Origin of the sequence: Vibrio frigidus (assembly GCF_042465995.1) — a bacterium.
Classification (GTDB): domain Bacteria; phylum Pseudomonadota; class Gammaproteobacteria; order Enterobacterales; family Vibrionaceae; genus Vibrio.
The window spans coordinates 59965-82281 of the sequence record NZ_JBCDMC010000008.1; the positions used below are offsets into that span (position 1 = coordinate 59965).

Annotated in this window: 21 protein-coding genes and 1 pseudogene; 9 read left to right on the top strand and 13 right to left on the bottom strand. The window is 40.9% G+C overall.

Annotation, left to right across the window (positions count from 1 at the left end):
• Nucleotides 1–80 precede the first annotated feature (80 nt).
• Together mrtJ and AACW90_RS14740 are read right to left on the bottom strand one after the other, a co-directional pair.
• Nucleotides 81–548: a JDVT-CTERM system glutamic-type intramembrane protease MrtJ gene (mrtJ, locus tag AACW90_RS14735; protein WP_390235782.1), complete on the bottom strand. Its 468-nt coding sequence runs from the start codon at nt 546–548 to the stop codon at nt 81–83.
• Between the two features lie 72 nt (nt 549–620).
• A complete protein-coding gene (locus AACW90_RS14740) occupies nt 621–2966 on the bottom strand; it encodes a choice-of-anchor F family protein (RefSeq protein WP_390235783.1) in 2346 nt (781 codons plus the stop codon).
• Nucleotides 2967–3374: 408 nt separating this feature from the next.
• On the opposite strand from AACW90_RS14740, the pseudogene AACW90_RS14745 reads away from it, so the two are divergent.
• Nucleotides 3375–3529 (top strand): annotated as a pseudogene (locus AACW90_RS14745) (carboxypeptidase M32); the annotation flags it as partial.
• Between the two features lie 451 nt (nt 3530–3980).
• On the opposite strand, the gene AACW90_RS14750 reads toward AACW90_RS14745, so the two are convergent.
• Both AACW90_RS14750 and AACW90_RS14755 read right to left on the bottom strand, forming a co-directional pair.
• Nucleotides 3981–5273, bottom strand: a complete 1293-nt coding sequence (locus AACW90_RS14750) for a DEAD/DEAH box helicase (protein WP_390235785.1) — start codon at nt 5271–5273, stop codon at nt 3981–3983.
• A gap of 396 nt (nt 5274–5669) precedes the next feature.
• Nucleotides 5670–6266, bottom strand: coding sequence for a tyrosine-type recombinase/integrase (locus AACW90_RS14755; RefSeq protein WP_390235787.1), 597 nt, complete (start codon nt 6264–6266; stop codon nt 5670–5672).
• Between the two features lie 639 nt (nt 6267–6905).
• Here AACW90_RS14755 and AACW90_RS14760 point away from each other — a divergent pair.
• The 5 genes from AACW90_RS14760 to AACW90_RS14780 are packed head-to-tail and all read left to right on the top strand — an operon-like array spanning nt 6906 to nt 10645.
• A complete protein-coding gene (locus AACW90_RS14760) occupies nt 6906–7739 on the top strand; it encodes a phosphate ABC transporter substrate-binding protein (protein WP_390235790.1) in 834 nt (277 codons plus the stop codon).
• A gap of 3 nt (nt 7740–7742) precedes the next feature.
• Entirely contained in the window at nt 7743–8609 is an 867-nt protein-coding gene (locus AACW90_RS14765; protein ID WP_390235793.1) for a PstC family ABC transporter permease, read from the top strand.
• Nucleotides 8606–9466, top strand: coding sequence for a PstA family ABC transporter permease (locus AACW90_RS14770; RefSeq protein WP_390235796.1), 861 nt, complete (start codon nt 8606–8608; stop codon nt 9464–9466). The genes AACW90_RS14765 and AACW90_RS14770 overlap by 4 nt, the downstream gene beginning before the upstream one ends.
• A gap of 1 nt (nt 9467) precedes the next feature.
• Nucleotides 9468–10178, top strand: a complete 711-nt coding sequence (locus AACW90_RS14775; protein WP_390235799.1) for a phosphate ABC transporter ATP-binding protein — start codon at nt 9468–9470, stop codon at nt 10176–10178.
• Nucleotides 10175–10645: an HAD family hydrolase gene (locus tag AACW90_RS14780; RefSeq protein ID WP_390235801.1), complete on the top strand. Its 471-nt coding sequence runs from the start codon at nt 10175–10177 to the stop codon at nt 10643–10645. The genes AACW90_RS14775 and AACW90_RS14780 overlap by 4 nt, the downstream gene beginning before the upstream one ends.
• A gap of 423 nt (nt 10646–11068) precedes the next feature.
• On the opposite strand, the gene AACW90_RS14785 is transcribed toward AACW90_RS14780, so the two are convergent.
• The 8 genes from AACW90_RS14785 to AACW90_RS14820 form a co-directional block, all read right to left on the bottom strand.
• Nucleotides 11069–12376 carry a TRAP transporter large permease gene (locus AACW90_RS14785; protein WP_390235804.1) on the bottom strand — a complete coding sequence of 436 codons (1308 nt, stop codon included), beginning with the start codon at nt 12374–12376 and terminating at the stop codon, nt 11069–11071.
• Between the two features lie 21 nt (nt 12377–12397).
• Complete coding sequence (locus AACW90_RS14790) at nt 12398–12877, bottom strand: TRAP transporter small permease (RefSeq protein WP_390235807.1); 480 nt, start codon at nt 12875–12877, stop codon at nt 12398–12400.
• A gap of 67 nt (nt 12878–12944) precedes the next feature.
• Entirely contained in the window at nt 12945–13904 is a 960-nt protein-coding gene (locus AACW90_RS14795; protein WP_390235810.1) for a TRAP transporter substrate-binding protein, read from the bottom strand.
• Nucleotides 13905–14727: 823 nt separating this feature from the next.
• The gene (locus AACW90_RS14800) at nt 14728–15411 is read right to left on the bottom strand and encodes an RES family NAD+ phosphorylase (protein ID WP_390235812.1); all 684 of its coding nucleotides are present in this window, start codon (nt 15409–15411) and stop codon (nt 14728–14730) included.
• Nucleotides 15402–15803 (bottom strand): MbcA/ParS/Xre antitoxin family protein, encoded by a 402-nt coding sequence (locus AACW90_RS14805; protein ID WP_390235814.1) that lies wholly within the window; start codon nt 15801–15803, stop codon nt 15402–15404. The genes AACW90_RS14800 and AACW90_RS14805 overlap by 10 nt, the downstream gene beginning before the upstream one ends.
• 148 nt (nt 15804–15951) lie before the next feature.
• Complete coding sequence (locus AACW90_RS14810) at nt 15952–16137, bottom strand: DUF1289 domain-containing protein (protein ID WP_390235816.1); 186 nt, start codon at nt 16135–16137, stop codon at nt 15952–15954.
• 134 nt (nt 16138–16271) lie between these two features.
• A complete protein-coding gene (locus AACW90_RS14815; RefSeq protein WP_390235817.1) occupies nt 16272–16670 on the bottom strand; it encodes an NUDIX hydrolase in 399 nt (132 codons plus the stop codon).
• A gap of 122 nt (nt 16671–16792) precedes the next feature.
• Nucleotides 16793–19342 (bottom strand): EAL domain-containing protein, encoded by a 2550-nt coding sequence (locus tag AACW90_RS14820; protein WP_390235819.1) that lies wholly within the window; start codon nt 19340–19342, stop codon nt 16793–16795.
• Nucleotides 19343–19788: 446 nt separating this feature from the next.
• On the opposite strand from AACW90_RS14820, the gene AACW90_RS14825 reads away from it, so the two are divergent.
• The 3 genes from AACW90_RS14825 to nfsA all read left to right on the top strand — a co-directional run bounded on the left by AACW90_RS14825 (nt 19789) and on the right by nfsA (nt 21656).
• Nucleotides 19789–20229, top strand: coding sequence for a PPC domain-containing DNA-binding protein (locus AACW90_RS14825; protein ID WP_390235821.1), 441 nt, complete (start codon nt 19789–19791; stop codon nt 20227–20229).
• Nucleotides 20230–20285: 56 nt separating this feature from the next.
• Entirely contained in the window at nt 20286–20801 is a 516-nt protein-coding gene (locus tag AACW90_RS14830; RefSeq protein ID WP_390235823.1) for a DUF3087 domain-containing protein, read from the top strand.
• A gap of 132 nt (nt 20802–20933) precedes the next feature.
• The gene (gene nfsA, locus AACW90_RS14835; RefSeq protein ID WP_390235826.1) at nt 20934–21656 is read left to right on the top strand and encodes an oxygen-insensitive NADPH nitroreductase; all 723 of its coding nucleotides are present in this window, start codon (nt 20934–20936) and stop codon (nt 21654–21656) included.
• Between the two features lie 67 nt (nt 21657–21723).
• On the opposite strand, the gene cyaB is transcribed toward nfsA, so the two are convergent.
• Entirely contained in the window at nt 21724–22281 is a 558-nt protein-coding gene (gene cyaB, locus AACW90_RS14840; protein ID WP_390235829.1) for a class IV adenylate cyclase, read from the bottom strand.
• Nucleotides 22282–22317: the final 36 nt, after the last annotated feature.

Genomic DNA, 22317 nt, shown 5'->3' on the forward strand with positions numbered 1-22317 from the left:
GTAGTAAAATCATCTAAATTGTCTGAGAAAAAGCGATTCAACTAGATCACCATAAACGTGTTCCAAATCCCTGATTTTCTTCAGCAAAGTTTATTTGATAACGCCAGTAAAAAAATACCGTTAAATAGAATATGTAATCCAATCGGTACAAGCAGAGCAGAGTAACGCTCTTTGAAAAAACCAAAAACGACTGAAGGTATAAATACCAGAACGGCAAACAGTAGTGGTTGATGTATCATGTGAAAACCCATAAATAGGCATGAAGCAATTAGGTTTGCATTGCTCACACCATAATAAGCCTTCCGTAACGATTTATTTTTTAATAACCCTTCTTGAATTGTCCCTCTAAATACCCACTCTTCAATAACTGGGTAAATAAACAACATATTTATTATAACAGTGGTCGAAATATCCCAAGTAGAACTGAGATTACAAGGAAGTAAGTGCCAAAATACGCCTCCAATAACAATACTGAGCAAAACTGTTACGATCAGTTTTTTATCCTCGAAAGCCTGTATTGTTCTTAGTCCGTTTTGGTATGTAATCATAATCAGTGTTTTTGCGTTAAGTGTTGAAGTCAGTATCAAAATAGCAAGAGCCTAGTGGCTCTTGCTCGTCATCTAACTTTCATTAATTATTCTGTTTCGACGCAGGAATAATCCTATCACCGACATAAACATTAGAAGTGGGAGTGTGGGATCAACTGGCGCATTAGGATCCCCAACAGTACAACCTCCACCAGAAGAGGAAATAGACAGTTCGTCATCAACTAGGTCTGATTCCTCAGTTAAAAGTTCATCTACGCGTACCGTTACCACGGCAGTATTCGATTGCTTATCATCTTCAGTCACAATATAAGTAAATTGAACAATTCCGCTGAAGTCAGCCTCCGGAGTAAACTCTATATTCATATCTTCATTCACAATTGCATCACCATGAGTTGGTTCATTGTTAATGGTAATACTCACTGTGTTAGATTCTTCAAGGCCATATTCATCGTTAGCAAGTACATCAATTTGAACAGGTACACCTTGGGTAGTTATCTCATTGTCATTTTGAACAGTGGGTGCACCTAGCACAACTTCTGGGTTTACCACTATTCTCACAGATGCGACATTAGAGACATATTCTCCCGTCGTGATCTCGTATTTGAATACTTCATTACCCTTGAAATAGTCCGCTGGAGTATAAGTCAGGGTGAAATCGGTATTGATGACTGCATCGCCATTGATGGGTTCTTCCACCACAATAATCGCAGTTTCACTTGATACTACAGGTACTCCGTTCAACACGTCATTTTCAAGAATATCGATTATAACAGGGGTTTTTTCATCAGTAGTCGTATAGTCATTAAATGCTTCGAGTACATCTTCTGGAATTTTGTAGTTAGACAAATCAGGTGCTTCACGCCCTGCCTGAATCCAATCTGGATCTTCACTACCTGAAACACCTGGAAGCACATCATCAATTGATCTGGCCGTTAATCGAAGTGTCAATGAGTCAAATACTGGCTGATTTTCCTCATCAAGTAATTTTTCATCAATGTTAATGAATATATCAGTGTTGATACCCGCAAGGTCATCACTTAGAATCATTGCATAGCGTATCAACTCATCAGGATCTTCGTATGGAATATTTAACCCAAGCGGTTTCTCTGCCCATTCTGAAAGCACTTCATCACGAACGATACCAAAGTTATCTTCTATAGTGTCTGGGTCTCCATCTAAACCTGTACGACCTGAACGCCAATTGTATCCATCCCAGATCGCCACAACACCATCAGATTCCGCATCGATATCATTTTCAAGCCAGTACGCAATCACACTAGGAACTTGGTTGTTCGGAAGCATATAACCAAGCATGTTGCCAGGTAGATCGGCGTCATGGGTTTCGTTAATATTGAAAAAGTTCTTGGTTATAGAGCCGATAATGCCGTTATCTATTGATAAACCGCTGTCAATGTATTGTGATTTCCAATCCAAATCCGCTGAGTAATCTGGATACATAAATCCAGCAGCTGCATGATCCAAAAATCCAGGGTCGAACCTAGGGCGTACGCCATCATCGAACAATTTTGGTGCGAATTTCGCAAAACTTTTAGGTTTCCAAACTTCAATATCCGGTGCAGAACCGGTACGACCATCAAAAAATTCGCGAGGCACAACGGTTCGCATTTCAAATCCCACACCGTGCTCTATAAAATTCAGTTGTCGAAATTGCTCCCCGACTCCAGTACCTAACTCAAATTTATAGCTTGCTATTCGCTTATCAGTGTCATTTCTGATTTTTTGAATAACACGGTAAATTCGGCCAACACCATATTCCTCTCTAAACTGCTCAATCGTATTATCTTTATTGGTAGAATCACTACTGGCGCTGCCTTTATCTTCTATATCGGAGTCGATTAGTCCTTTATATCTAATATCTTTGACACCAAGATCAAAAACTAGATCAATAGGTGTATCGGTTTGCGTCAATTGTAAAAAATACCGCTTTGAACTTCCTTGTGCATCGTTGCAGGATTTTGAGACAACGGTATCTGGAAACGATGGATGCTCCATCTGGCCAGAGGCCATAATACAATTGTGCATTGAATAATCTAAGTTATCATTTAAAACTTGAATTCCTGGTGCCAAACCACTGCCGTTATCAAGATCCCAAGTAATATAGGCGACACTGTCTGCCTCCCAAACACCCTCTTCTGTTGAAGCAAGCGCAGCGGCTTCTGTCGAGTTATAAATAAAGGTTTTCGGCGTGGCCCCACTAAAACCATCCACAGTTTCATCAACTGTCAGTATGTTGTCCGCATTCCACTGTGATAAAATCGGCGCAGGTACATCTAAATACAGGTTTGGAGTTGCCTCTTTACCAATACTATATCCTGAACCCGCTACTACAGAGATACTCATCAGAAGTAGCATCATATTATTTAATCGTTGTTTTGTGTTAGATCCTTCTATTTTCATGGTTTAACTCCTTGCTAAATATAAAATATTTACAGCTCACTAGGGTCAATTACCGTTTTGGGAAATTAATTATTATTTTAATAAAATCAAATAGATTTTTTGCTCTAATTATTTAAAAATAAGTCAAAGTAGTTCCCTATGATTTGAATAAAATCACAACCAAGACGTATATAATAAGATTGAACGCATATTTTCATGTACGTCTAACTTGATGGAAATATTGCAAGATGTTGCATGACGATAAACTGAGATTGCGTTCTATGAAATATAGATTGAGCATAAATAGAGATTAATCATTTTAATCACGTTTCTGGACACACTAGTTAATAACACGTGGCGATCACAATTAGTTTTTGCTTAAACGCCTAACTCAATTCCACTGATAATGCAGGTCACATTATACCGTAGACTGATGGGACCTTTGGTTATTTCCCTAGTTACATTTTACGCATGATGATGCAGCACAATTTATAGCATCTATAAAGAAAACCATAGACGTAAATTCAATGATTCAAAGCGGCGAGCTTTCCCCTATTTTCTCTCGGTTATCCAAGAACATTTGGCTACCATTACTTAAACTCATTTTTGGACACAAACGATTTACTGCCACTGGCCTAAACCGTTCCAATCCGATTAGAAAAAGTATCTTGAAACCTTAAACGTTTGTTATAAACGTGTCCGAATTATGCACCAAAAGCCAGTTCCAAGACTTCGCTTTGATTGCGACAATTAGTGATCGATACATCATGTTTAGCTCGGTTACCAACCAGAATTAACTTAACACCCAAGTTGTGACAAACTAGAAGGTCACTTTAGGACGTATGTAATCGGCGTTGCTGCCTAAGTCGAGTTAACACTTTTTGATAGCTGCGATTTGATCTCTTATGAGTTATTGAACAAGCATGGAAATCGAAGGTTGGAAATAAAGCGAGAGTAGAAAGAGATCTCACTGGGCAAAACGAAAAAAAACGCCGATTGATTTGCATCATCGGCGTTTAGTGTGCGTTGACTCGCTTACTTATTAGTGGTTGCAGCTCTATTTCTCACGATGTTACGTAATCGAGCGTATCTCTCAGCAGAACCCTGGCTCGCATCAGAAGGGTTGTTCGTACGAGTTTTGCGGTCTTTGAACGCCGGTTTGCTGTGCATTTTCTGCAATAGTGCATCACGGTTTTTTGGCTCGTACCCTGCTTGCTCTACACGTCGAATCGTATGACCAATCAACGACTCTACTTGTTGCAACGTCAGTTCTTCTTCACGGCTGACAAAAGACACAGCGTGCCCTTTTTGGCCAGCTCGACCTGTTCGGCCAATACGGTGAACATAATCTTCTGCCAAAAATGGCATATCGAAATTCACTACGTGCGGAAGGTCTTTAATATCTAAACCGCGAGCCGCCACATCGGTTGCAATCATCACACGCGCCTTGCCTTCTTTAAACTCGTCAAGCGCTCTACGACGGGCACTTTGTGCTTTATCACCGTGACATAGTACCGCTTTAATGCCGTCCAGTTTGAGTTCTTTCAATAACATATTGGCCGTTTCTTTGTAGTTCACAAAGACCAATACTTGTTTCCAGTTCTTACGACCAATAAGTTCAGATAACATTTCATACTTTCTTTCTTGGTCTACTGGGTAGACAACATGCGCGATAGTGTCTGCCGTCACGTTTTCTTGAGCAACGGATACTCTTTTCGGTTGATTCAACATTTCAGCCGCTAGTTTGTTCATTTGCGGAGAGAACGTCGCCGAGAACAGCATAGTCTGTGGCTTCGTTGAAACACCAGACATAATGGTTTCAATTGATGAAATAAAGCCCATGTCTAACATACGGTCGGCTTCATCGAAAACCAAGAACTCAAGGTTCTGTAGGGAAACATTTTTCTCATCCAGATGTTCGATTAAGCGACCTGGTGTTGCCACTAAAATGTCGACACCGTTCTTTAGCTTTTGAACCTGAGATGACATTTTCACGCCACCATAAATGGCAGCAACACTCAATGATGTGTACTTGATATAATCTTCAATGCTTTGCGCAATCTGTGCGGCCAATTCACGAGTTGGTGCAAGAACCAGTGCTCGTGTTTGAAAATGGTTATTAACTTTGGTCTTGTCTAATAGCTGCTGAATAATTGGCAGAGCGAAAGCGGCAGTTTTACCTGTCCCTGTTTGAGCATTCGCTAAGATATCGTACCCTTTACGAGCGAGTGGGATCGCTTTCTGCTGAATAGGAGTAAGTTTTTCGTAGCCGCACTCGGACAGTGCTTTCACAATTTCTGGAGAAAAATTCTGAGATAAAAATGACATTGTAGTGTTCCTAAAATTAAACGGCTACGACCACGTAAAGCATAACCAAAAATACGGTCGCAGATTGTAGAACAAACTGTATCGGAACGGCAGACTTTTTACCAATTCGTCGCAATAATCTCGAAAATACGACAATTTAATGGCAACAAGTCCTTTAGAGGCCATCTTTTTCAAGGCAAAAGTGCTGTTTAACCACTCCCTACGACTGACAGTGTAGTGGATTAGCAAGTTTGGTCAGATAGTTAGAATTCTAAGCATGAAAAAAGTAAGTCAAATGATGCTTTGGTGAAGAGTGTGTTCAATCGGTCGAAACACACAAAGGGGCAATAGCTTGTCAGAAAAGTGGCTAATGGAACTGTGGCTAATGAAACCCCTAAAAAATTGAGTTCCTTTCTACTAACAATCAGTGCCTTCTGAAAGTAACAATGCGTCTTCTAATTCAACACCAAGGTAGCGGATCGTGTTATCTACCTTAGTATGTCCCAGTAAAAGCTGCACTGCTCGTATATTTTTCGTTTTTGCATAAACTAATGTCACTTTGGTTCGTCTCATCGAATGAGTGCCGTACAGGTTAGGAACTAACCCAAGATTTGACACCCATTTTCTGACAAGGTATCGATAGTACGAATAGCTAATTGGTTGCTGCTTCCGTCTTTGGTTTGGAAAAATAAAATCGCTGGCATTTAACGAAGCAATCAAAATCCATTTCATTAAACTTTGTTGCGTTCTTGTCGTTACTTCAAATTGAACTTCAATGTCTGTTTTTCTCTGGATATGCTTAACACGATTAAATATCCTATCTTGCGAAGATATATCGCAAACCCTGAGCGGGAGCAAATCACTCGTTCTAAGTTTGCTATCAATAGCTAAGTTAAGTAGCGCAAGCTGCATCAAACTATTTTCAATCTCTAGTCTGGTTCTGATTCGCCAAACCTCTTCAAGCCGAAAAGGCGTTTTGACGCCACTTCGTTTCGTTTTGTTGAAAACCATCATGATGACCTCCTTCTTTATTTGGTCACCACGATTGTAGTTGGAAGGAAATGGACAGAACTACAGGACACTGAAACAATGGTAATCTTTACCGATGAAACCGGTATACCATTTCCTATCATCAAAGAAGTAAGCACTTTTATCACGCGGTTTTAACCAAATAGCACGTGCAGTCGCATTACCGACTTTAACCTAATCTTCTAAAATTGTGTCCTTTCTGCCAATGTTGAAAACCAAACATAACTCATGTCTCAACGGATTTACCAGCCTATCACGCGAGATTCGATTAGTTTTTATTTGACTAGAGGCTATGACGTCGGAGCTAACGATATTGTCTGTTAACTTACAATGGGCAAAAGCACGTTAGACCTTCAAGTCTAACCATACAGATTCCCATAAGGTAAAGTATCACGATAACTTCCTCTGTATTTTTGGATTAGTTTTAGCAATAGTGTAGCAATCCATCGTCATTACCCTCTCATCCTCCAAAATTATGATTTAAATCAATTAGTAATACTACGTTTCATTTGTGGTACATATTGTTTTGTCACGCAGGTAAGGGTAGTCTTTACATTCAAATCTGCAATGGATACATCATTGATGCTTCCCTTGTGCTTTAGTTTCAACAAAAAAGGAGATTTTATGCGACTCAAATCTGGTTTTATGGGGCTGCTTGTTTGTGGTCTATGCTTTATTCCTGCTATCACTCAGGCTTCTGATCTCGACAGGTTCAAAGGACTTTCCGGAACGATCAATATCGCCGGGGGAACAGCGCATATCCCAGTCATGAAACAAGCCGCCAAGGCCGTTATGAAGGCCAATGGCGAGATCCGAATCACAATCGCAGGTGGTGGTTCCGGTGTAGGTGCCCAGCAAGTGGCCAAAGGACTGGTTGAGATCGGAAACACCGGCCGACCGCTGAAGCCAAGTGAAGCGAAACACGGACTGGTCTCGTTCCCCTTCGCTATCGACGGCGTCGCGGCCATAATCAATCCGGCGAACCCAATTCAAGCATTAACTCAGCAGCAAGTGGCCGATATATATGCGGGTAAAATCACCAACTGGCAGTCTCTTGGCGGAGATGATCGCACTATCAACATATTTACCCGAGATGAGGCTAGTGGTACCCGTGCTGTTTTCGTGAAAAAATTGCTTCACAATTCGCCCATTGTCAACCATGCCAATGTAGTGCCGTCTAATGGCGCAATGAAAACCGCCATCGCTCGTGATCCTGGTGCCCTTGGCTACAGTAGCGTCGGCTATATAGACAATACGGTTAAAGCGCCGGCTCTGGACAATGTTCAGCCCACCAACGACGCCTGTGCCTCCGGTGAGTACCCCATTGTGCGCAAGCTTTACATGAATACCAAAGGTGAACCTCAGGAGTTGGTGAAAGAGTTTATTGATTTCATCTACAGCCCACAGGGTGCTGAATATATCCGCGCATCTGGCTATATTCCCGTGAGCAATCAATAATCCATGACATCCCTTATCACGACAGAGCGGGTATTGCTGGCACTTGTTACCACAGTATTTGTTCTTATGATATTGTTGTTTGGCTTTTTGTTCTGGTTTGCCTTGCCCGTTTTCTTTAACACTGAAACACCTGTTTTATCGCTGATCTGGCAACCAGAACAAGGGCAATATGGCATTTTGTCTATGATCGCTGGTTCTGGGCTGATCGGTGTGATGGCGCTAACACTGGCATTTCCTGTTGCCGTTGGCATCACTGGTTTTTGCCTGTTCAGCCGCTATCAAAATATCGCGTTATGGATCCGACGAATGATCCGACTGATGGCCGGGATCCCGACAGTGGTTTATGGTCTTGCCGCTGTTTTTCTGCTTGTTCCGCTATTACGGGAAACCTTTCGGAGTGGTTCCGGTTTTTGCCTGCTCGCCGCCGCTGTAATGATAGTATTATTAATTTTACCCGTAATGGTAATGATGTTAGACACCCACTGCCGTCCACTGGCAAATCAGATCCGTCTGGCTTCTGCGTCCATGGGTTTTACCGATACGCAGACAGTGTTGTACCTAGTCCTGCCCAACGCGACCAAAGCGATGGCCACTGCAGCGTTATTGGGCTTTAGCCGTGCGATTGGTGATACCCTTCTTCCGTTAATGTTGGCCGGAAACGCCCCGCAGCTGACTGACAGCATATTTGACTCAGTTCGTACGTTAACTGCCCATATTGGACTTGTTCTCGCTACGGAAAATGGCAGTGCGGCTTATAACTCGCTGTTCGCTGCCGGCCTACTGTTACTGGCAATGAGTGTCACGGTTACACTGCTGATCAGAAAAATGGAACACGCACAATTAAATGTGCGCAGAGGTGACGCAGAATGAAGGCTCGGTTATTTCACCTCTGGTGCCTGAGCTGCACTACTGGGCTGCTGGTATGCCTGACCTTTTTCATTGGTTTTATTATAAACCGCGGCGCGCCCGCTCTTAGTCTTTCATTATTTTTTGGTGATACCGACCCCATCAAGGGGCTGCTTGGACTCGAACCTATATGGGACGGGATCTGGCCCGCCTGCGCCGGGACAATGACTGTTGTTGCCTGCGCCTTATCACTGGCCCTTTTACCCGGGTTGGCAACAGGGATATGGCTGGCAACTAGTGCGACTTCACGCTTCAAAACCATCCTTGCGCTTGGCATTGATATCCTCGCGGGTGTTCCTTCGATCCTGATGGGGCTTTTTGGCTTTACCTTGATCTTATTTCTTCGCAACTGGTTACTCCCATCCGCCAATACGTGCTTACTGTTATCGGCGTTAAGCCTCGCAATGTTAATCATTCCCTATTTAGCCGTCGCAACCCGTACAGCTCTGCAGGCCTTACCCCCTTCGCTTGAGATAACAGCTCTCTCGCTCGGTATGACACGCTGGCAAACTTTGCGTGTCGTACTGTTGCCACAAGCTGCTAAAGGAATTACCGGAGGCATCATGTTGGCCATGGGCAGAGCGGCCGAAGACACCGCGGTGATCATGCTGACGGGCGCTGTTGCCAACGCGGGCTTGCCTGGGGGGTTATTTGATCGTTATGAAGCATTACCATTTACCATTTTCTATTACAGCGCCCAGTACCAAAATGATTCAGAGCTCCAAATGGCCTTTGGTGCTGCGCTTACCCTTCTGTGCCTAACTGCCGCAATTTTTTCTATGGCTGGACTTTTGCAACGAACACCGTCATGGAGAAGCTAATATGACGTTAAAACCACCGCCAAAATTAGTTGGTAAGGTTTCCAACCTCACCATTTCTTTTGGCTCCCAACCTGTTATCTCAGACGTGAATGTGGACTTATATAGAAATCAAATCCATGTCCTCACTGGTCCATCAGGCTCAGGTAAGACGACGTTTCTTCGGGCACTCAACCGCCTTAATGACTGTTTCAAAGACTGCCGAACACAAGGAAAAATAGAACTATCACTTGACGGAAAAATGCAGTCTATTCATGCTCTTAAACCCCAGCGGCTACCAGAGTTGCGCCGGAAAGTAGGCATGGTCTTTCAGCACCCACAATTGTTACCCGGCACGATTAAAGAGAACTTGCTATTACCACTTAACGTTGTCTGTGGCTTGAAGGGAGAGGTTGCACAACAAAAACTCTTTACCGCCTTCAACCAAGCCGCACTCTGGGATGAAGTCAAAGACCGCCTCAAAGCGCCGGTTGAGTCTCTTTCCGGCGGCCAACAACAGCGCCTTTGTTTGGCCCGCACACTTGCGCTTGAACCCGAAATTTTGCTGCTTGATGAACCTACTGCCTCACTCGATAACGAAACGGCCGCTCAAATAGAGGCACTCATTATTCAATTGGCTACACGGTATACCATAGTGATGGTTTCACACTCAGCACAGCAAACAAAAAAGCTGGCTGATCACATTATCCGTTTTGAACATGGAAGAATTGTATGATCAACATAAGTATTCCCGGCAAAGGTGACTGTCAGATCAAATCCCTAGTGCTTGATTTCAATGGTACCCTAGCGCGCGATGGAGAACTGCTCGCCAGCATCAAATCACGCTTAACCGCGCTTTCAACCTTACTTGATATCTATGTTGTCACTGCGGACACTTTTGGCTCTGTGCTAGAGATGGTAAACCACCTAGATGTGACCGTACATATCCTTGAAAAGGGCGATGAAACACAAGGTAAGTTAAACTTTATCACACAGTTACAGTCAGAGTATGTCTGTGCTATCGGTAATGGCCAGAACGATGCGGCAATGTTAAAAGCGGCCAATATATCCATAGCGGTGATTGGCGATGAAGGCGTTTCGACTCAGGCACTGCTGTCGGCAAATATCATTACCCGCTCGATTGATGAAGCACTTGACTTGTTGATCAAACCGTTACGGCTTAAGGCTACGTTGAGGTGTTAAACATACTTGTATCCTCTACCATTATGCAGTGAATCGTCCCACTGAATAAGCATTCAACGTTGATAGGTATATGAAAACAGCGATCTCTCCGCTTTTTTCTCTTGGTTATCGAAAATATCTGAGTAAGAGTAATTTGTTGACGACTGATGATTTGGTAAAGGTTGGGCAGTTTTCTGTTTCAGCCTTTTTAATTAACTTCAGCTAGGGATTCTAAAGCTCACTTATGTACAAAAGGCTGACGGTATTACGTTTGTACAAACGCTTATTTTGGAGCTGCATTAAAATTGCTATAGCATACCGAGCAGATAAAAAATGGTCCCTTATTTTACTGCTAAAGGGGATATTATAATGAAGATAAATGTACTCGAAAATAAGGGGTAGCCTATGCTACCCCCTCTCCCCCAAAAAAAGGAGATTGAAGTTTTAGTTAATCAGTCCAAACATTCTCGGTAAGAATAAGCTGATCTCTGGAATAAAAGTGATAGCCAACAATGTGACGATCAGTACGGCACAAAATGGCATTATGCTTCTTATAACATCTTCAATCTTGGAACCACTGACACTACAACCTACAAATAATGCAGTACCAACTGGTGGTGTTGCAATACCAATACATAAGTTGAATATAATCATCATCGCAAAGTGAATTGGATGCATACCTAGATGCTCAGCAATCGGCATAAAGATAGGAGTAAAGATCAATACGGCAGGCGTAAGGTCCATAAACATACCAACAATCAGTAAAATCAGATTCATCAGAATAAAGATGATAATAGGATTATCTGAGATAGATAGCATCCAATCACTGATCATCGTTGGTAGACCTGTAAAAGCCATTGCCCAAGACATGATGGTTGAAGCACCAATCAAGAACAACATAATACCGGTGACCTGAACTGTTTCTCTACAAATTAGTGGGAAATGCGACCACTTGAGTGTTCGGTAACAGAGTGACAGTAAAAAAGAGTAAAGAACCGCTATACATGCACCTTCTGTTGCGGTGAATACACCTCCAATAATGCCGCCAATAACAACAAAAATAAGCCCTAAACTTGGCGTTGCTTGCCAAACAATGTTCAATACATCTTTAGCTGTGAAGCCGTCATTAGCACTTGTTTTGTAGCCTTTCTTTTTAGCAATGAAATAGGCTACGACCATGCAGCTTAAACCCATTAAAATACCTGGAACATAACCTGCGATAAACAATGCCGCAACGGATGTTCCACCCGATACAACTGAAAATACGATTAATGAATTACTCGGCGGAATCAGTAGGCCTGCTGGGCAGGATGCGACATTTACTGCTGTTGCTAAGTTTTTATCATAACCATCTTTTTCTAATTCCGGGCCTAAAGTTTTACCCACAGCCGCCGCGGCAGCAACTGCTGATCCAGAAACTGCGCCAAACATCATATTGGCAAAGATATTAACGTGCAAAAGTGAGCCAGGGATCCAGCCAACCAAGAGTTTTGCAAGGTTAATAAGTCGACCAGCGATACCACCCACATTCATTATATTCCCGGCGAGGATAAAGAAAGGGATAGCTAGTAAACTGAAACTATCAATACCGGTAATAATTTTTTGACCCGCTGTAATACTTGCGACTTCAAACGGTAAAATAAAATACATGATAGTCAAAGACGACATTGCAATTGCAATTGCAATTGGCATGCTTATCGCTATCATGAATAAGAATAGGCCAAGCAACCAAACACCAATGGACAAGTCCATAATTTAGAGTCCTTTTTAAACTTATTTTTTATTAGGTTCACAAAAAAGATCAATCGTATTTATTGCCAAATAAATGAGAATAATAACGGCTGAAATAGGTAATATTGAATAAACCGTAGACATCGGTAATTGCAATGCAGGTGATAGCTGTTGTGTGGTTCTTCCCATTAGAGCGAAACCACCTTTGAGCATTGCTAAAGAGACAAATGCGCTTGAGATTACATTGATGAGTATATGTAATGCTATATGTGCTTTTCCCTTAAGATAACCATCCAATAACGTTATTGCTAAATGTCCTTTTATACCGAATAAATAGCTTGCTCCTAATAAGCCAAGCCATACCATCGCATAACGAGCGAGTTCATCCGTCCAGTTACTTGGGTCATTCAACACATAACGACTAAAAACTTGCCAAGTGACAGTAACTACAAGCAGCATTAATGCAAAAGAAGAAACAAAGAGAATCAACCTATCAAGTAGGTTTCTGAAAGTTGTTAACATGAAGTGATACCTCAAAAAATTTTGCCCCAGCAGAGCCAAGGCAAAACTATATTTTTACTAATACTAATTAAAGTGCTTCAATTTTCTCAATGAATGAAGCCAGTTTAGAATCTTTTTTAGCTTCATCAATCATAGGTTTAACCGCTGCACGGAAAGGGGCTTTATCGACTTCAACAAATGTTACGCCTTCTTTGATTCCTTTCTCTTTGTTCATGTTATCTGTTTCGTCCCAGATTTTGATCTGTTCTTCAAGAGACTCTGCTGCTGCTTCTTTCAAGATTTTTTGCTCTGCTTCTGTTAATGAATTCCATTTATTTTCAGAAATGATGATCACATCAGGTGTCATCATATGTTGATCCATTGAGTAAAATTTAGCAACTTCACTATGTTTCATTTCAACTAGGCTAGAAATATTATTTTCAGCACCGTCAATTACGCCTTGTTGTAAAGCAGTGTAAACTTCATTGAATGGTACAGGTGTCGCCTTCCCGCCTAATAGATTAACCATTTCCATCATGGTTGGAGAACCTGGAACACGAACTTTCATGCCGGCTAGATCAGCAGGTGAGTTAATTGCTTTTTTAGCGTAGAAACTACGTGTACCTGAGTCATAAAAAGTAAGACCAATGAAACCTTTACCTTCGCTTGTGACTAACATCTCTTGTGCTGCTTCACTTCTCATGAATTTTCTCATGTGTGGAACATCACGGAATAAGAAAGGTAGTGCATTAACTTTAAAAGTTGGTTCAAAAGATTCTGCTAATCCACCATTGATTTTAGCCATATCAATTGCACCGGTAACAACTTGCTCAGCTTGATCTCGTTCAGAACCTAGTTGACCGTTTGGAAAAATCTTAATAGTCAGGTCGCCATTCGATTTTTCTTTAACTTTGTCTGCCATGATCACCATGCCTTGATGAGCAGCGCTTTCTAATGACATTGCATGTCCAAGTGTTAACATTTTTGCAGATACATTTACGCTAGTAAAAAAAGATGTAATAAGTAAAGGTAATATTAGTTTCTTCATTATGTTGTCCTTAATATATTTATGTAATAACTGATGTTTTGAACATTGGATATAAACAATCTTTTAAAACATTGCTCTCCAAAAGTTGAAGATCATAATACTAATGTAGTTTTGTATTACAATATAACAACGTGAGAAGCATGATCAAGGCACTGTGTTAGATCACATTTTTAGCCCATACCCTGCATTATCGCTCTTTTTCACCGATTTTTATTTACCTGAATTACATTAAACGAGTCATTTGGCATGACCGACGAAGGCATTAAAATCTTATAATATTAAGATATATCGGCATCAGATTATCCCTATTCCAGTAACATCAAATACGTTTATTCAATTCTTATTAAACTGTATTAATACTATTAATTGTGTTATCTCATAAAGATTCTTGAAGGCATCTTTTGAAGTTATATATTCTATGTTTATCCACTGACAATGCGGGTTACATTTGACCGATGGGGCTTTGGGAGTTTTCCTTTCCTACACTTTAAGCGCTATGTATGCGGTTCAGTTTGTGACGACGGATGAGTTGGTGACTGACATAATCGAAAGTTCGCTTTAATACCTTAGGATCATCTGATGACACAGATGGTTCACTCTTATCGTAGTAAACAGCGCTTCATACGACTTCAAGTCGCACGGACAAAACTGTGTCAACAATTTTACTAATTTCGCAATTCATTGATATGTTTAGACCTGGAAAAGTAGCTCACTATTTGTCTAGTTTTAGTAATACAGATTAGTATTGCTGCAATAATGTTGGTGTATGCATTCTTGAAGTTATCGACAGGCTGGTATAAGGAAGATCATTGGTCAGTTTATCTTATTGCAGCATATGATTGATCTTGTTTACTTCCGCTATTTTCTTGCCGTCCCATATCATTTCAAGCAAATAAGATTGGACGACATCACATACTGGTTTAGGCGTGAACAACGCCCAACAGATACCAGACTCTGAACGTACCGACGGATATTCAACAGCGTGATAGCCATCTTTCTTTAGTTTACGAGCCAATTGCTGCGACGCTAAGTAGTTGTCAGGGTTTAGAATCACAGCGTCGCTTGAATCGACAATATATACAGGTGACGATTTGTGCGTAATCAATAGCCCTCGGAACAAAAAACGATCATAAGCTAACCCGTCAATGTTTTGCCAATATTTCTGCTGATGGTGTTTTACTTCTAGTGCGGCAGTTTTCTCAGTAGAGGCTAAATATAGCGCACCAAATAATCCATCATTGAATCGGCCTCCATTTGGATTGATGTGAGTGAATGGCGCAACTGCATAGCTTCTCCCTCGCTCACATGCAAAGGGGATGTCAGAACGGTCGAGTAAGGATAGTTCACCAACTTCATCAAGTAATCGGGGGTTAGTCATAGACTGAATGGCATAAAGTAATTCAAACTCTTCTGGGCTTGCCACATCATCAAACAGAGCAATTGACGGGTATTTGGTGCTTATTAGGCGATGACCTACCGAGGTTTTCTGTTTGTCACCTACCCCCACAAACCACCTCTTAACGCATCAATACGTTTCGCTACCTCATACAAGTCGCCAAATTTACCTGAGTTAATAATTTCAAGTGGTGCGCGACCTGCAAAGTAATCGTTGCTGTTTTGCATGGACATAAAGCCACTTACATTGTCATTGTTGCTAAAAACAATACGTAGTGCTTGATGCATGTTCAGTAAGTAACTTACACGCTCTAGTTGGTCATCACTCAAATTCGTTTTTTCTGGGTTTGCCTTAAACTTGTGGTAAGACGTAGATGAAATTTTAAGGATATTCTGGCTTTGTTGAACGTTGCACCCCCAAGAAGAAAGAATGTTGTCAGCGGCCTTAAACCCTGCCATTGATAGCGCTTTTGGATCGTATCCGGTATTTTTTGCTAAGCTCATTTTAATCCACCTCACTGGGATGTAATTAAAAATATAGTCCTCAATGGGAGATTTGTAAACGCTTATTTAAAAGATGGCAATACAGACTCCGTTTGAGATTCATCTACGGTGTCTAATTTTTCTGGGGTACATAGCGTTTGCAACTATTTTATGCCTGCTTCGCAATCAATTTCTTGCACCTAATAACGATGCTTATTTTTTCATCTTCAGATTTATTTACCCAATCAGCAATTTCTGATGATGACCTGTAGCAACCTTTGCACATAGCATTATCATCCAGCTCGCATTTGCCGATACAAGGGGTAATTATAATTGTACTGTTTCCTATGAACATATCTGTTTAATCATACTCTATGGCTATTTAATTTAAATTTCACCAACTGGTGTAACATAATGAATTTCTGACTCTGCGTAGGATGTATCATGCTAGACCTGTATGAGCTATGCAACCGAATCGTTACGTGTGTTTTACACCGAAAGATAACGACTGAGCCTTTGATATTCTGACAGAGCTAGCTTATCCGCTTCAATCCCAACGGGTGCCAATAACAACTCATACCATTTAACTTCGTCCGCTTCTTGTGGGGATATGTCACCCTCCCAACGATTTACTACATAATAATGAATCAACTGTAATTCACTGGTTGGATGGTAAAGCGAACATAGATATTTATAACAAGTTGGGACTACTTTTAACTCTTCCATTACTTCTCGAATTAACGCTTCAGATTGACTCTCATTTTGTTCAATATGGCCGCCAGGAATATTCGTTAAACCAGCGTCTGTTTCTCTATATTCGCTACGTTTTTCAAGTAATACTATATTTCCTTTGATCAATAAGAAGGATACGCATTCATGCACTTTCATCGAATTTCCTTACGAATACTAATAGTTTTATAGTACACATACGCACCATAAGTTTACGATCTAAATTGTTCTTTATTTTTCTTAGCATGCATTCGTTTTACTATGTAAGTAACTAGTCTTCCTTATCCCACCTCATTATTTCTAAGTTTCAACTCGCATTTGGACAAAAACTGTTTCTCAAATTGGGCTATTGATATTGCTGGAGACCAATAATAACCTTGCCCGACACGACCACCTAAATGTTTGATCATATCGAGCTCATTTGATGTTTCAATACCTTCAATCACAGCTTGAGCACCAAGCGCATCCGCCATGTTTAATAGCGTTTTGACGATCGTTTGGTTAGTCATATTGTTTTGAATGTCCTTAACGAACATCATATCTATCTTCACTTCATTAATGTTTAACTGACTTAGGTAAGCCATTGACGAGTAACCCGTACCAAAATCATCGATGGAAATTGCAAAACCTAGATTTTTTATGGCACTAATTTTCTGAACCAACTCATGGGAGTTATCCAGTTCCTGAGATTCGGTAATCTCCAAGGTAATTTGACTGGTGTCTACAAAATACTTGTCGCTTGTAGATTGTAAAAACTCAATGAAATCCTTTTGCTGTAAATCGAGTACTGAAATATTAATAGACAAATTAATTACTGCCTGCTGTTGTGCTACCCAAGCAAACATTTTTTCAAAGGCAATACGTGTCAAACTATGAATCAACCCACTTTGTTCAGCAATTGGGATAAATACACCTGGAGCCACCATACCGAGAGTGGGATGACACCAACGCATCAATGCTTCGCCACCAACCACCTTATTCGTGACAAAGTTGATTTGTGGCTGGATATAAATATCAAATTGTCGATGCGAAATCGCTAATTTTAATTCCTGTAACATCTTGACGTAAGATTCAACTCTCTCAGTCATCTGAGCGTTAAACGGTAGCCATTTCAAACCGCACTTATGCGCTTCTAGTAATGCCATGTACGCATTTTGGTGAAGGGCTGAAATATCATCGCCTTCGTGACCCACACTTGCACTTGCTCCTCTGAGATTCAAATCTGACAAATATAAACTATTTGCTAACTGATCCTTCCAAATACTAAGCAGTATTTCTACCTGCTTTTCCGTTGTTTCGTCGTCAGTAACAAACACTAATGTTTGTTGTGGTGGGATGCATACTCCAAAATATTTTTTATCTAAAATTAGGTCAATCTGCCAAGGCAATTCAGATACCTGATTGCTTATTTTTGTTAATAATTCCTTCGTTGCAGAGGCCACTCTTTCTGTGCCTAGACTACTAATCAAGCGATCCACCCCTTCAATATGAATTAGAACTAATTTAATACGTTTTGTAATGAGTCCACGCTCGATAAGTTGGCCTTTGAGGGCATATTGATAAAAATTCTGGTTTGGCATATTCAAGGTTTGATCTATCAAACGATGTTGTTTCTCGTGTTGTTCCTGATATTGCAATCGCTTCGCAAGACTCACCGATAACAAATAAAGTTCCGCTAACGCACCAATCATGAAACTGTGCATGGTGATGATATTTTGAGGCAGAATATTAATGTAAGTAAGATAACCGCTGAATGCACCTATAAAGGTACATAGCCACGATAGTAGGTAATAAGATGCTGGATAATATCTTTTTCTTAGGGCAACGACTGCTGTACCAATGCAAACATAGGCCACAATAATAATTAGCGGCAGGTTGAAATACATACGTTGCAGCTCAGTCATTTGATAACCAATCAACAGCATTACGGGAAACACCCAAACACTCTTTTCAATTAGCCAACCAGTTTTTGGTCGAAACTTTTTGATATCAAGAAAATGGTGACCAAACATCAAAGCACACCAAAGTATCATTAGGTGCAATACACCCATATGGTTACCTAACCAGCGGCAAAAAGAATCAGGGAAGATTAAATAACCAAAACCGTGTAACGGTGCGAATTGAAGAAACATAAATAGCTGGAAAAGCATATACCAACCATATTGTGAACTATTTCTATTCAGAGAAAAAATAAACCCATTATATAAAGCCAAGGCGAGGAACACGCCAATGACCCCTCCCCAAAGGAAAAGCGTCTTAAACTCGTAGTGATTAAAAGCCTGCCCGTCCATTAGGCTGAGTGGCATAATGGCTGGGCCATCACTCTGTTTTCGAATTAACAACGTTAGATTGTCATTTTCTGCAATGGAAAACTCAAAAACAACCCCCTTATAGAACGCTTGTGAAGCGGGACGGTCATTGATACCTAACTGCTCAGATTGTAGCAACACTCCTTGTCTGAATAGATAAACATCTAGGTGCTGCAACAAGTGGCTTTGGGATACGAGCGCAAGTTTTTTTGGCTGATTGAGGTGAATGGCGGACAGATCAATTTTATACCAGTAACTCTCCGTGTTTGGTGACATAGATTGCGGGTATAACTCAGTGTTAAACGTGACAAACTCAAGCATGTGCTCAGCACTACTCGCATTGGTATCAATGGCGGTAGCAAGCGGAACCTTTAAATTAAGCTCTTTAAAGTGGTCATCAATACTAAGATTTGCTGCTAACAAAGAATGACTCAAAAATAGCAAACAAACCCAAAGAGATTTAATCATATGTTGACCATAACCTTCTTGATCTTCATTACTCAGCAAACCTGCTGCAAACATTACGCTTGTGGGATGTCCGTCACTTAATAGGAGAACTACATAAATACATTTAGTGCGTGTTTATTCCCAGTTTTGGATCCTTACCTATATAAAAGCGTATGTCACTACACGCATATTTCAAGCTAAAACAGTCCCTATAGCCGATTGACTTAGAGATAAGGCTTAATCACAATAAAAGCGGGTTAATACAGCGTACAACTTCCCCTGCTTTCTAAGTGCGCGAATTGTAGCGTATAAACACGTCATTTTGACGCAGAGTTCCATAAGAAAACGCACATTATCAATGTGTATCACTAGGCAATCAAATAACTCTACTAAAATGAATGTGGCATTGTACATTGCGCCAATAGGGTGTAGCGTCTCGTCTTTTTAAGGGCTAGAATCGGACATAGACGTACCCAATGTTACTTGTCATTTAAACCCGACACTTCTAATGGAACCAAATTATGATAACGCCCATCGCGATTAGATTCATGCAAGGCGCTGACTTAAAAGAATCAATTGCACAGCTTGTCAGTCTACATAAAATTCACGCTGGTAGCATCGCTTCGTGCGTTGGTTGTTTATCTTCAGTCAGTCTTCGTCTAGCGGGTGCGCAAAAAACATTGCAGCTTAATGGCTCGCTAGAGATTGTGTCGGTGATGGGGACCCTCACACCAGAGCATCAACATATTCACCTCTCAGTTTCAGATGACACTGGGCGCGTCATTGGTGGCCACCTATTAGATGGAAGCATTATCGACACCACCGTAGAGCTAATTGTTCATCACTATCCAACGCTTACCTTCTCTCGTGAATTTGATAATACGACCGGATTTACAGAGTTGGTTGTCAGCAATGAAGAACCCATTGTTAACATCTCTTCTGAATTTCGGGGTAATAAGTAGTCGAAGACTGGAAGCATGAGTTATCATGCCTTACACCTTGCTACTATTCTTAACTCATGCAACTGATTAAAATAGATAAATCAATTTATAAAAAGCATCTTAACGTCATTTCAATGGCTCTAGTTGGTGCACTGGCATTGCTTTCCGTTGGTTTTGGGGGCTTGCTGATTGCCGTCTTCGACACCCAACAGGTGGCCTCTGAGTCAACTGGAAATTTTCATTTAAACGTTATTGGCGTGATAAGTGCCGCTATGGTATGCAGCGCGGCGCTTTTCTATTTGAAAACGACGCCATACTTTGTGGAGGTGTACTATGTGTGGCGCTTGAAAGCATTGCATAATCGTATATATCGAAAGCTAAAAAAGGTCAAACAACGTGTTAGTGAAAACGACCGCGATGCTATCGTTGTTCTTTATTTTTACTATCACAGTTTAAAGCAGGTTTACTTTCTAGATAACAACACGCTTACCCTTCCTGAATTAGAGGTGAATATCCGTAATCTACAACAACAGATTGATTCGTTAGGCATGCATGTTGATATAGATGACTTTGATTCCAGTTTCATTAACTAGAACATGTTTTTGACTCACTATCCCACTTACCTTTAAACAAAAAGAAACCCATCGTTTTGGGTTTACCCCGATAGCAATTGTCGCTATCGTAATTTATTGCCACACCATAACTACAAGGACTGTCTGAGACTTATGAACAGCACGATTGAAACCATATTAGGCCACCGCTCTATCCGAAAATACACGGAACAACCGATTGAGCAGCGCCATTTGGAAGCCATTATTCAAGCCGGACTTGCCGCGTCATCCTCTAGTCTACTGCAGGTTGTCTCTATCGTAAGGGTAACAGACAACGACAAGCGTAAACTCTTGGCTCAATATGCGGGAAATCAAGCTTATGTCGAAAATGCAGCAGAATTCTTAGTGTTTTGCGTCGACTATCAACGCCATACACTAATTAACCCTGAGGTTCAGGCCGACTTTACTGAACTGACTCTCATTGGCGCCGTGGACTCAGGTATTATGGCACAAAATTGCTTATTGGCCGCCGAATCATTAGGTTTGGGTGGTGTGTACATCGGTGGCTTACGTAACAACGCTCAACAGGTCGACGAGCTACTCGAATTACCCAAGAATACCGCAATTCTATTTGGATTGTGTTTAGGTCATCCAGACCAAGACCCAGAAGTGAAACCTCGTCTACCCGCGCATGTAATTATGCACGAAAACCAATATCAACCACTGGATTTAGATGATATTAAAAACTACGACTATTCTATGCAAAGCTATTATGCCAATCGTTCAAGTAATCAAAAACAAAGCAGTTGGTCACAAGAAATAACAAGGAAATTGTCCGGCGAATCACGACCTCATATTCTTGCTTATTTGAATAGCAAAGGGCTAACCAAGCGATAGTAAGGAAAAATTGGTACCTTATTTGCGAGAGATTTAAATAATAAACGGATGACACTAGGTTACAGTGTCACTGAATTTGATGATTTTCTGATTGCAAACATCGGTACGATTTGTGTTCTAACTCCGTTTCAGTTAACCCAAACGTACTCGCTAAACCAATAAGATCTGCCCTATAACCCTCTAATAAGCCTGCGTCATCTGTCATGATTGCAAACTCGGCAAAATCACCTAAACCGTTTAAATGGTCGACGGTTATATGGAATTTATCAACAAAGTAAATGCTGCGTGTCTTACTCAATTTGAGCACCACACCATAACCCAACGTGTGAAGCATCTCCCTCGCGTTGTTAGCATCAGTAATATTCGTTGCCTGACAGCAGTCTTCTTCTGGTCCTTTTACTATCCATAACTTAATTCCTGAGGGTTCCATTTCTCGAATACACAGACTTTTGTTTTGAGATTTAAGATCATTCCCGCACGTGTCAAAATACCAATCTGAATCAACATTATCTTGGAGCATAACTTCATGCTCCATCGACTCGAGTACTTTTAAAAACTCAGATTTCGATGCTATACGATACTTTAGTTCGACTTCAAATTTACCTTTAAAATGTTCGTGATTCATCGTTCGCTATTCTCAATTATATGATTATCTAAGTTA

Bases quoted from the DNA above. Each gene is read 5' to 3' on its own strand.
- AACW90_RS14750 (WP_390235785.1), bottom strand. From the start codon at position 5,273: ATGTCATTTTTATCTCAGAATTTTTCTCCAGAAATTGTGAAAGCACTG.
- AACW90_RS14780 (WP_390235801.1), top strand. From the start codon at position 10,175: ATGATCAACATAAGTATTCCCGGCAAAGGTGACTGTCAGATCAAATCC.
- AACW90_RS14810 (WP_390235816.1), bottom strand. From the start codon at position 16,137: ATGTTCATAGGAAACAGTACAATTATAATTACCCCTTGTATCGGCAAA.
- AACW90_RS14740 (WP_390235783.1), bottom strand. From the start codon at position 2,966: ATGAAAATAGAAGGATCTAACACAAAACAACGATTAAATAATATGATG.
- AACW90_RS14775 (WP_390235799.1), top strand. From the start codon at position 9,468: ATGACGTTAAAACCACCGCCAAAATTAGTTGGTAAGGTTTCCAACCTC.
- AACW90_RS14830 (WP_390235823.1), top strand. From the start codon at position 20,286: ATGCAACTGATTAAAATAGATAAATCAATTTATAAAAAGCATCTTAAC.
- AACW90_RS14790 (WP_390235807.1), bottom strand. From the start codon at position 12,877: ATGTTAACAACTTTCAGAAACCTACTTGATAGGTTGATTCTCTTTGTT.
- AACW90_RS14755 (WP_390235787.1), bottom strand. From the start codon at position 6,266: ATGATGGTTTTCAACAAAACGAAACGAAGTGGCGTCAAAACGCCTTTT.
- AACW90_RS14815 (WP_390235817.1), bottom strand. From the start codon at position 16,670: ATGAAAGTGCATGAATGCGTATCCTTCTTATTGATCAAAGGAAATATA.
- nfsA (WP_390235826.1), top strand. From the start codon at position 20,934: ATGAACAGCACGATTGAAACCATATTAGGCCACCGCTCTATCCGAAAA.
- mrtJ (WP_390235782.1), bottom strand. From the start codon at position 548: ATGATTACATACCAAAACGGACTAAGAACAATACAGGCTTTCGAGGAT.
- AACW90_RS14795 (WP_390235810.1), bottom strand. From the start codon at position 13,904: ATGAAGAAACTAATATTACCTTTACTTATTACATCTTTTTTTACTAGC.
- cyaB (WP_390235829.1), bottom strand. From the start codon at position 22,281: ATGAATCACGAACATTTTAAAGGTAAATTTGAAGTCGAACTAAAGTAT.
- AACW90_RS14805 (WP_390235814.1), bottom strand. From the start codon at position 15,803: ATGAGCTTAGCAAAAAATACCGGATACGATCCAAAAGCGCTATCAATG.
- AACW90_RS14765 (WP_390235793.1), top strand. From the start codon at position 7,743: ATGACATCCCTTATCACGACAGAGCGGGTATTGCTGGCACTTGTTACC.
- AACW90_RS14820 (WP_390235819.1), bottom strand. From the start codon at position 19,342: ATGTTTGCAGCAGGTTTGCTGAGTAATGAAGATCAAGAAGGTTATGGT.
- AACW90_RS14825 (WP_390235821.1), top strand. From the start codon at position 19,789: ATGATAACGCCCATCGCGATTAGATTCATGCAAGGCGCTGACTTAAAA.
- AACW90_RS14785 (WP_390235804.1), bottom strand. From the start codon at position 12,376: ATGGACTTGTCCATTGGTGTTTGGTTGCTTGGCCTATTCTTATTCATG.
- AACW90_RS14760 (WP_390235790.1), top strand. From the start codon at position 6,906: ATGCGACTCAAATCTGGTTTTATGGGGCTGCTTGTTTGTGGTCTATGC.
- AACW90_RS14770 (WP_390235796.1), top strand. From the start codon at position 8,606: ATGAAGGCTCGGTTATTTCACCTCTGGTGCCTGAGCTGCACTACTGGG.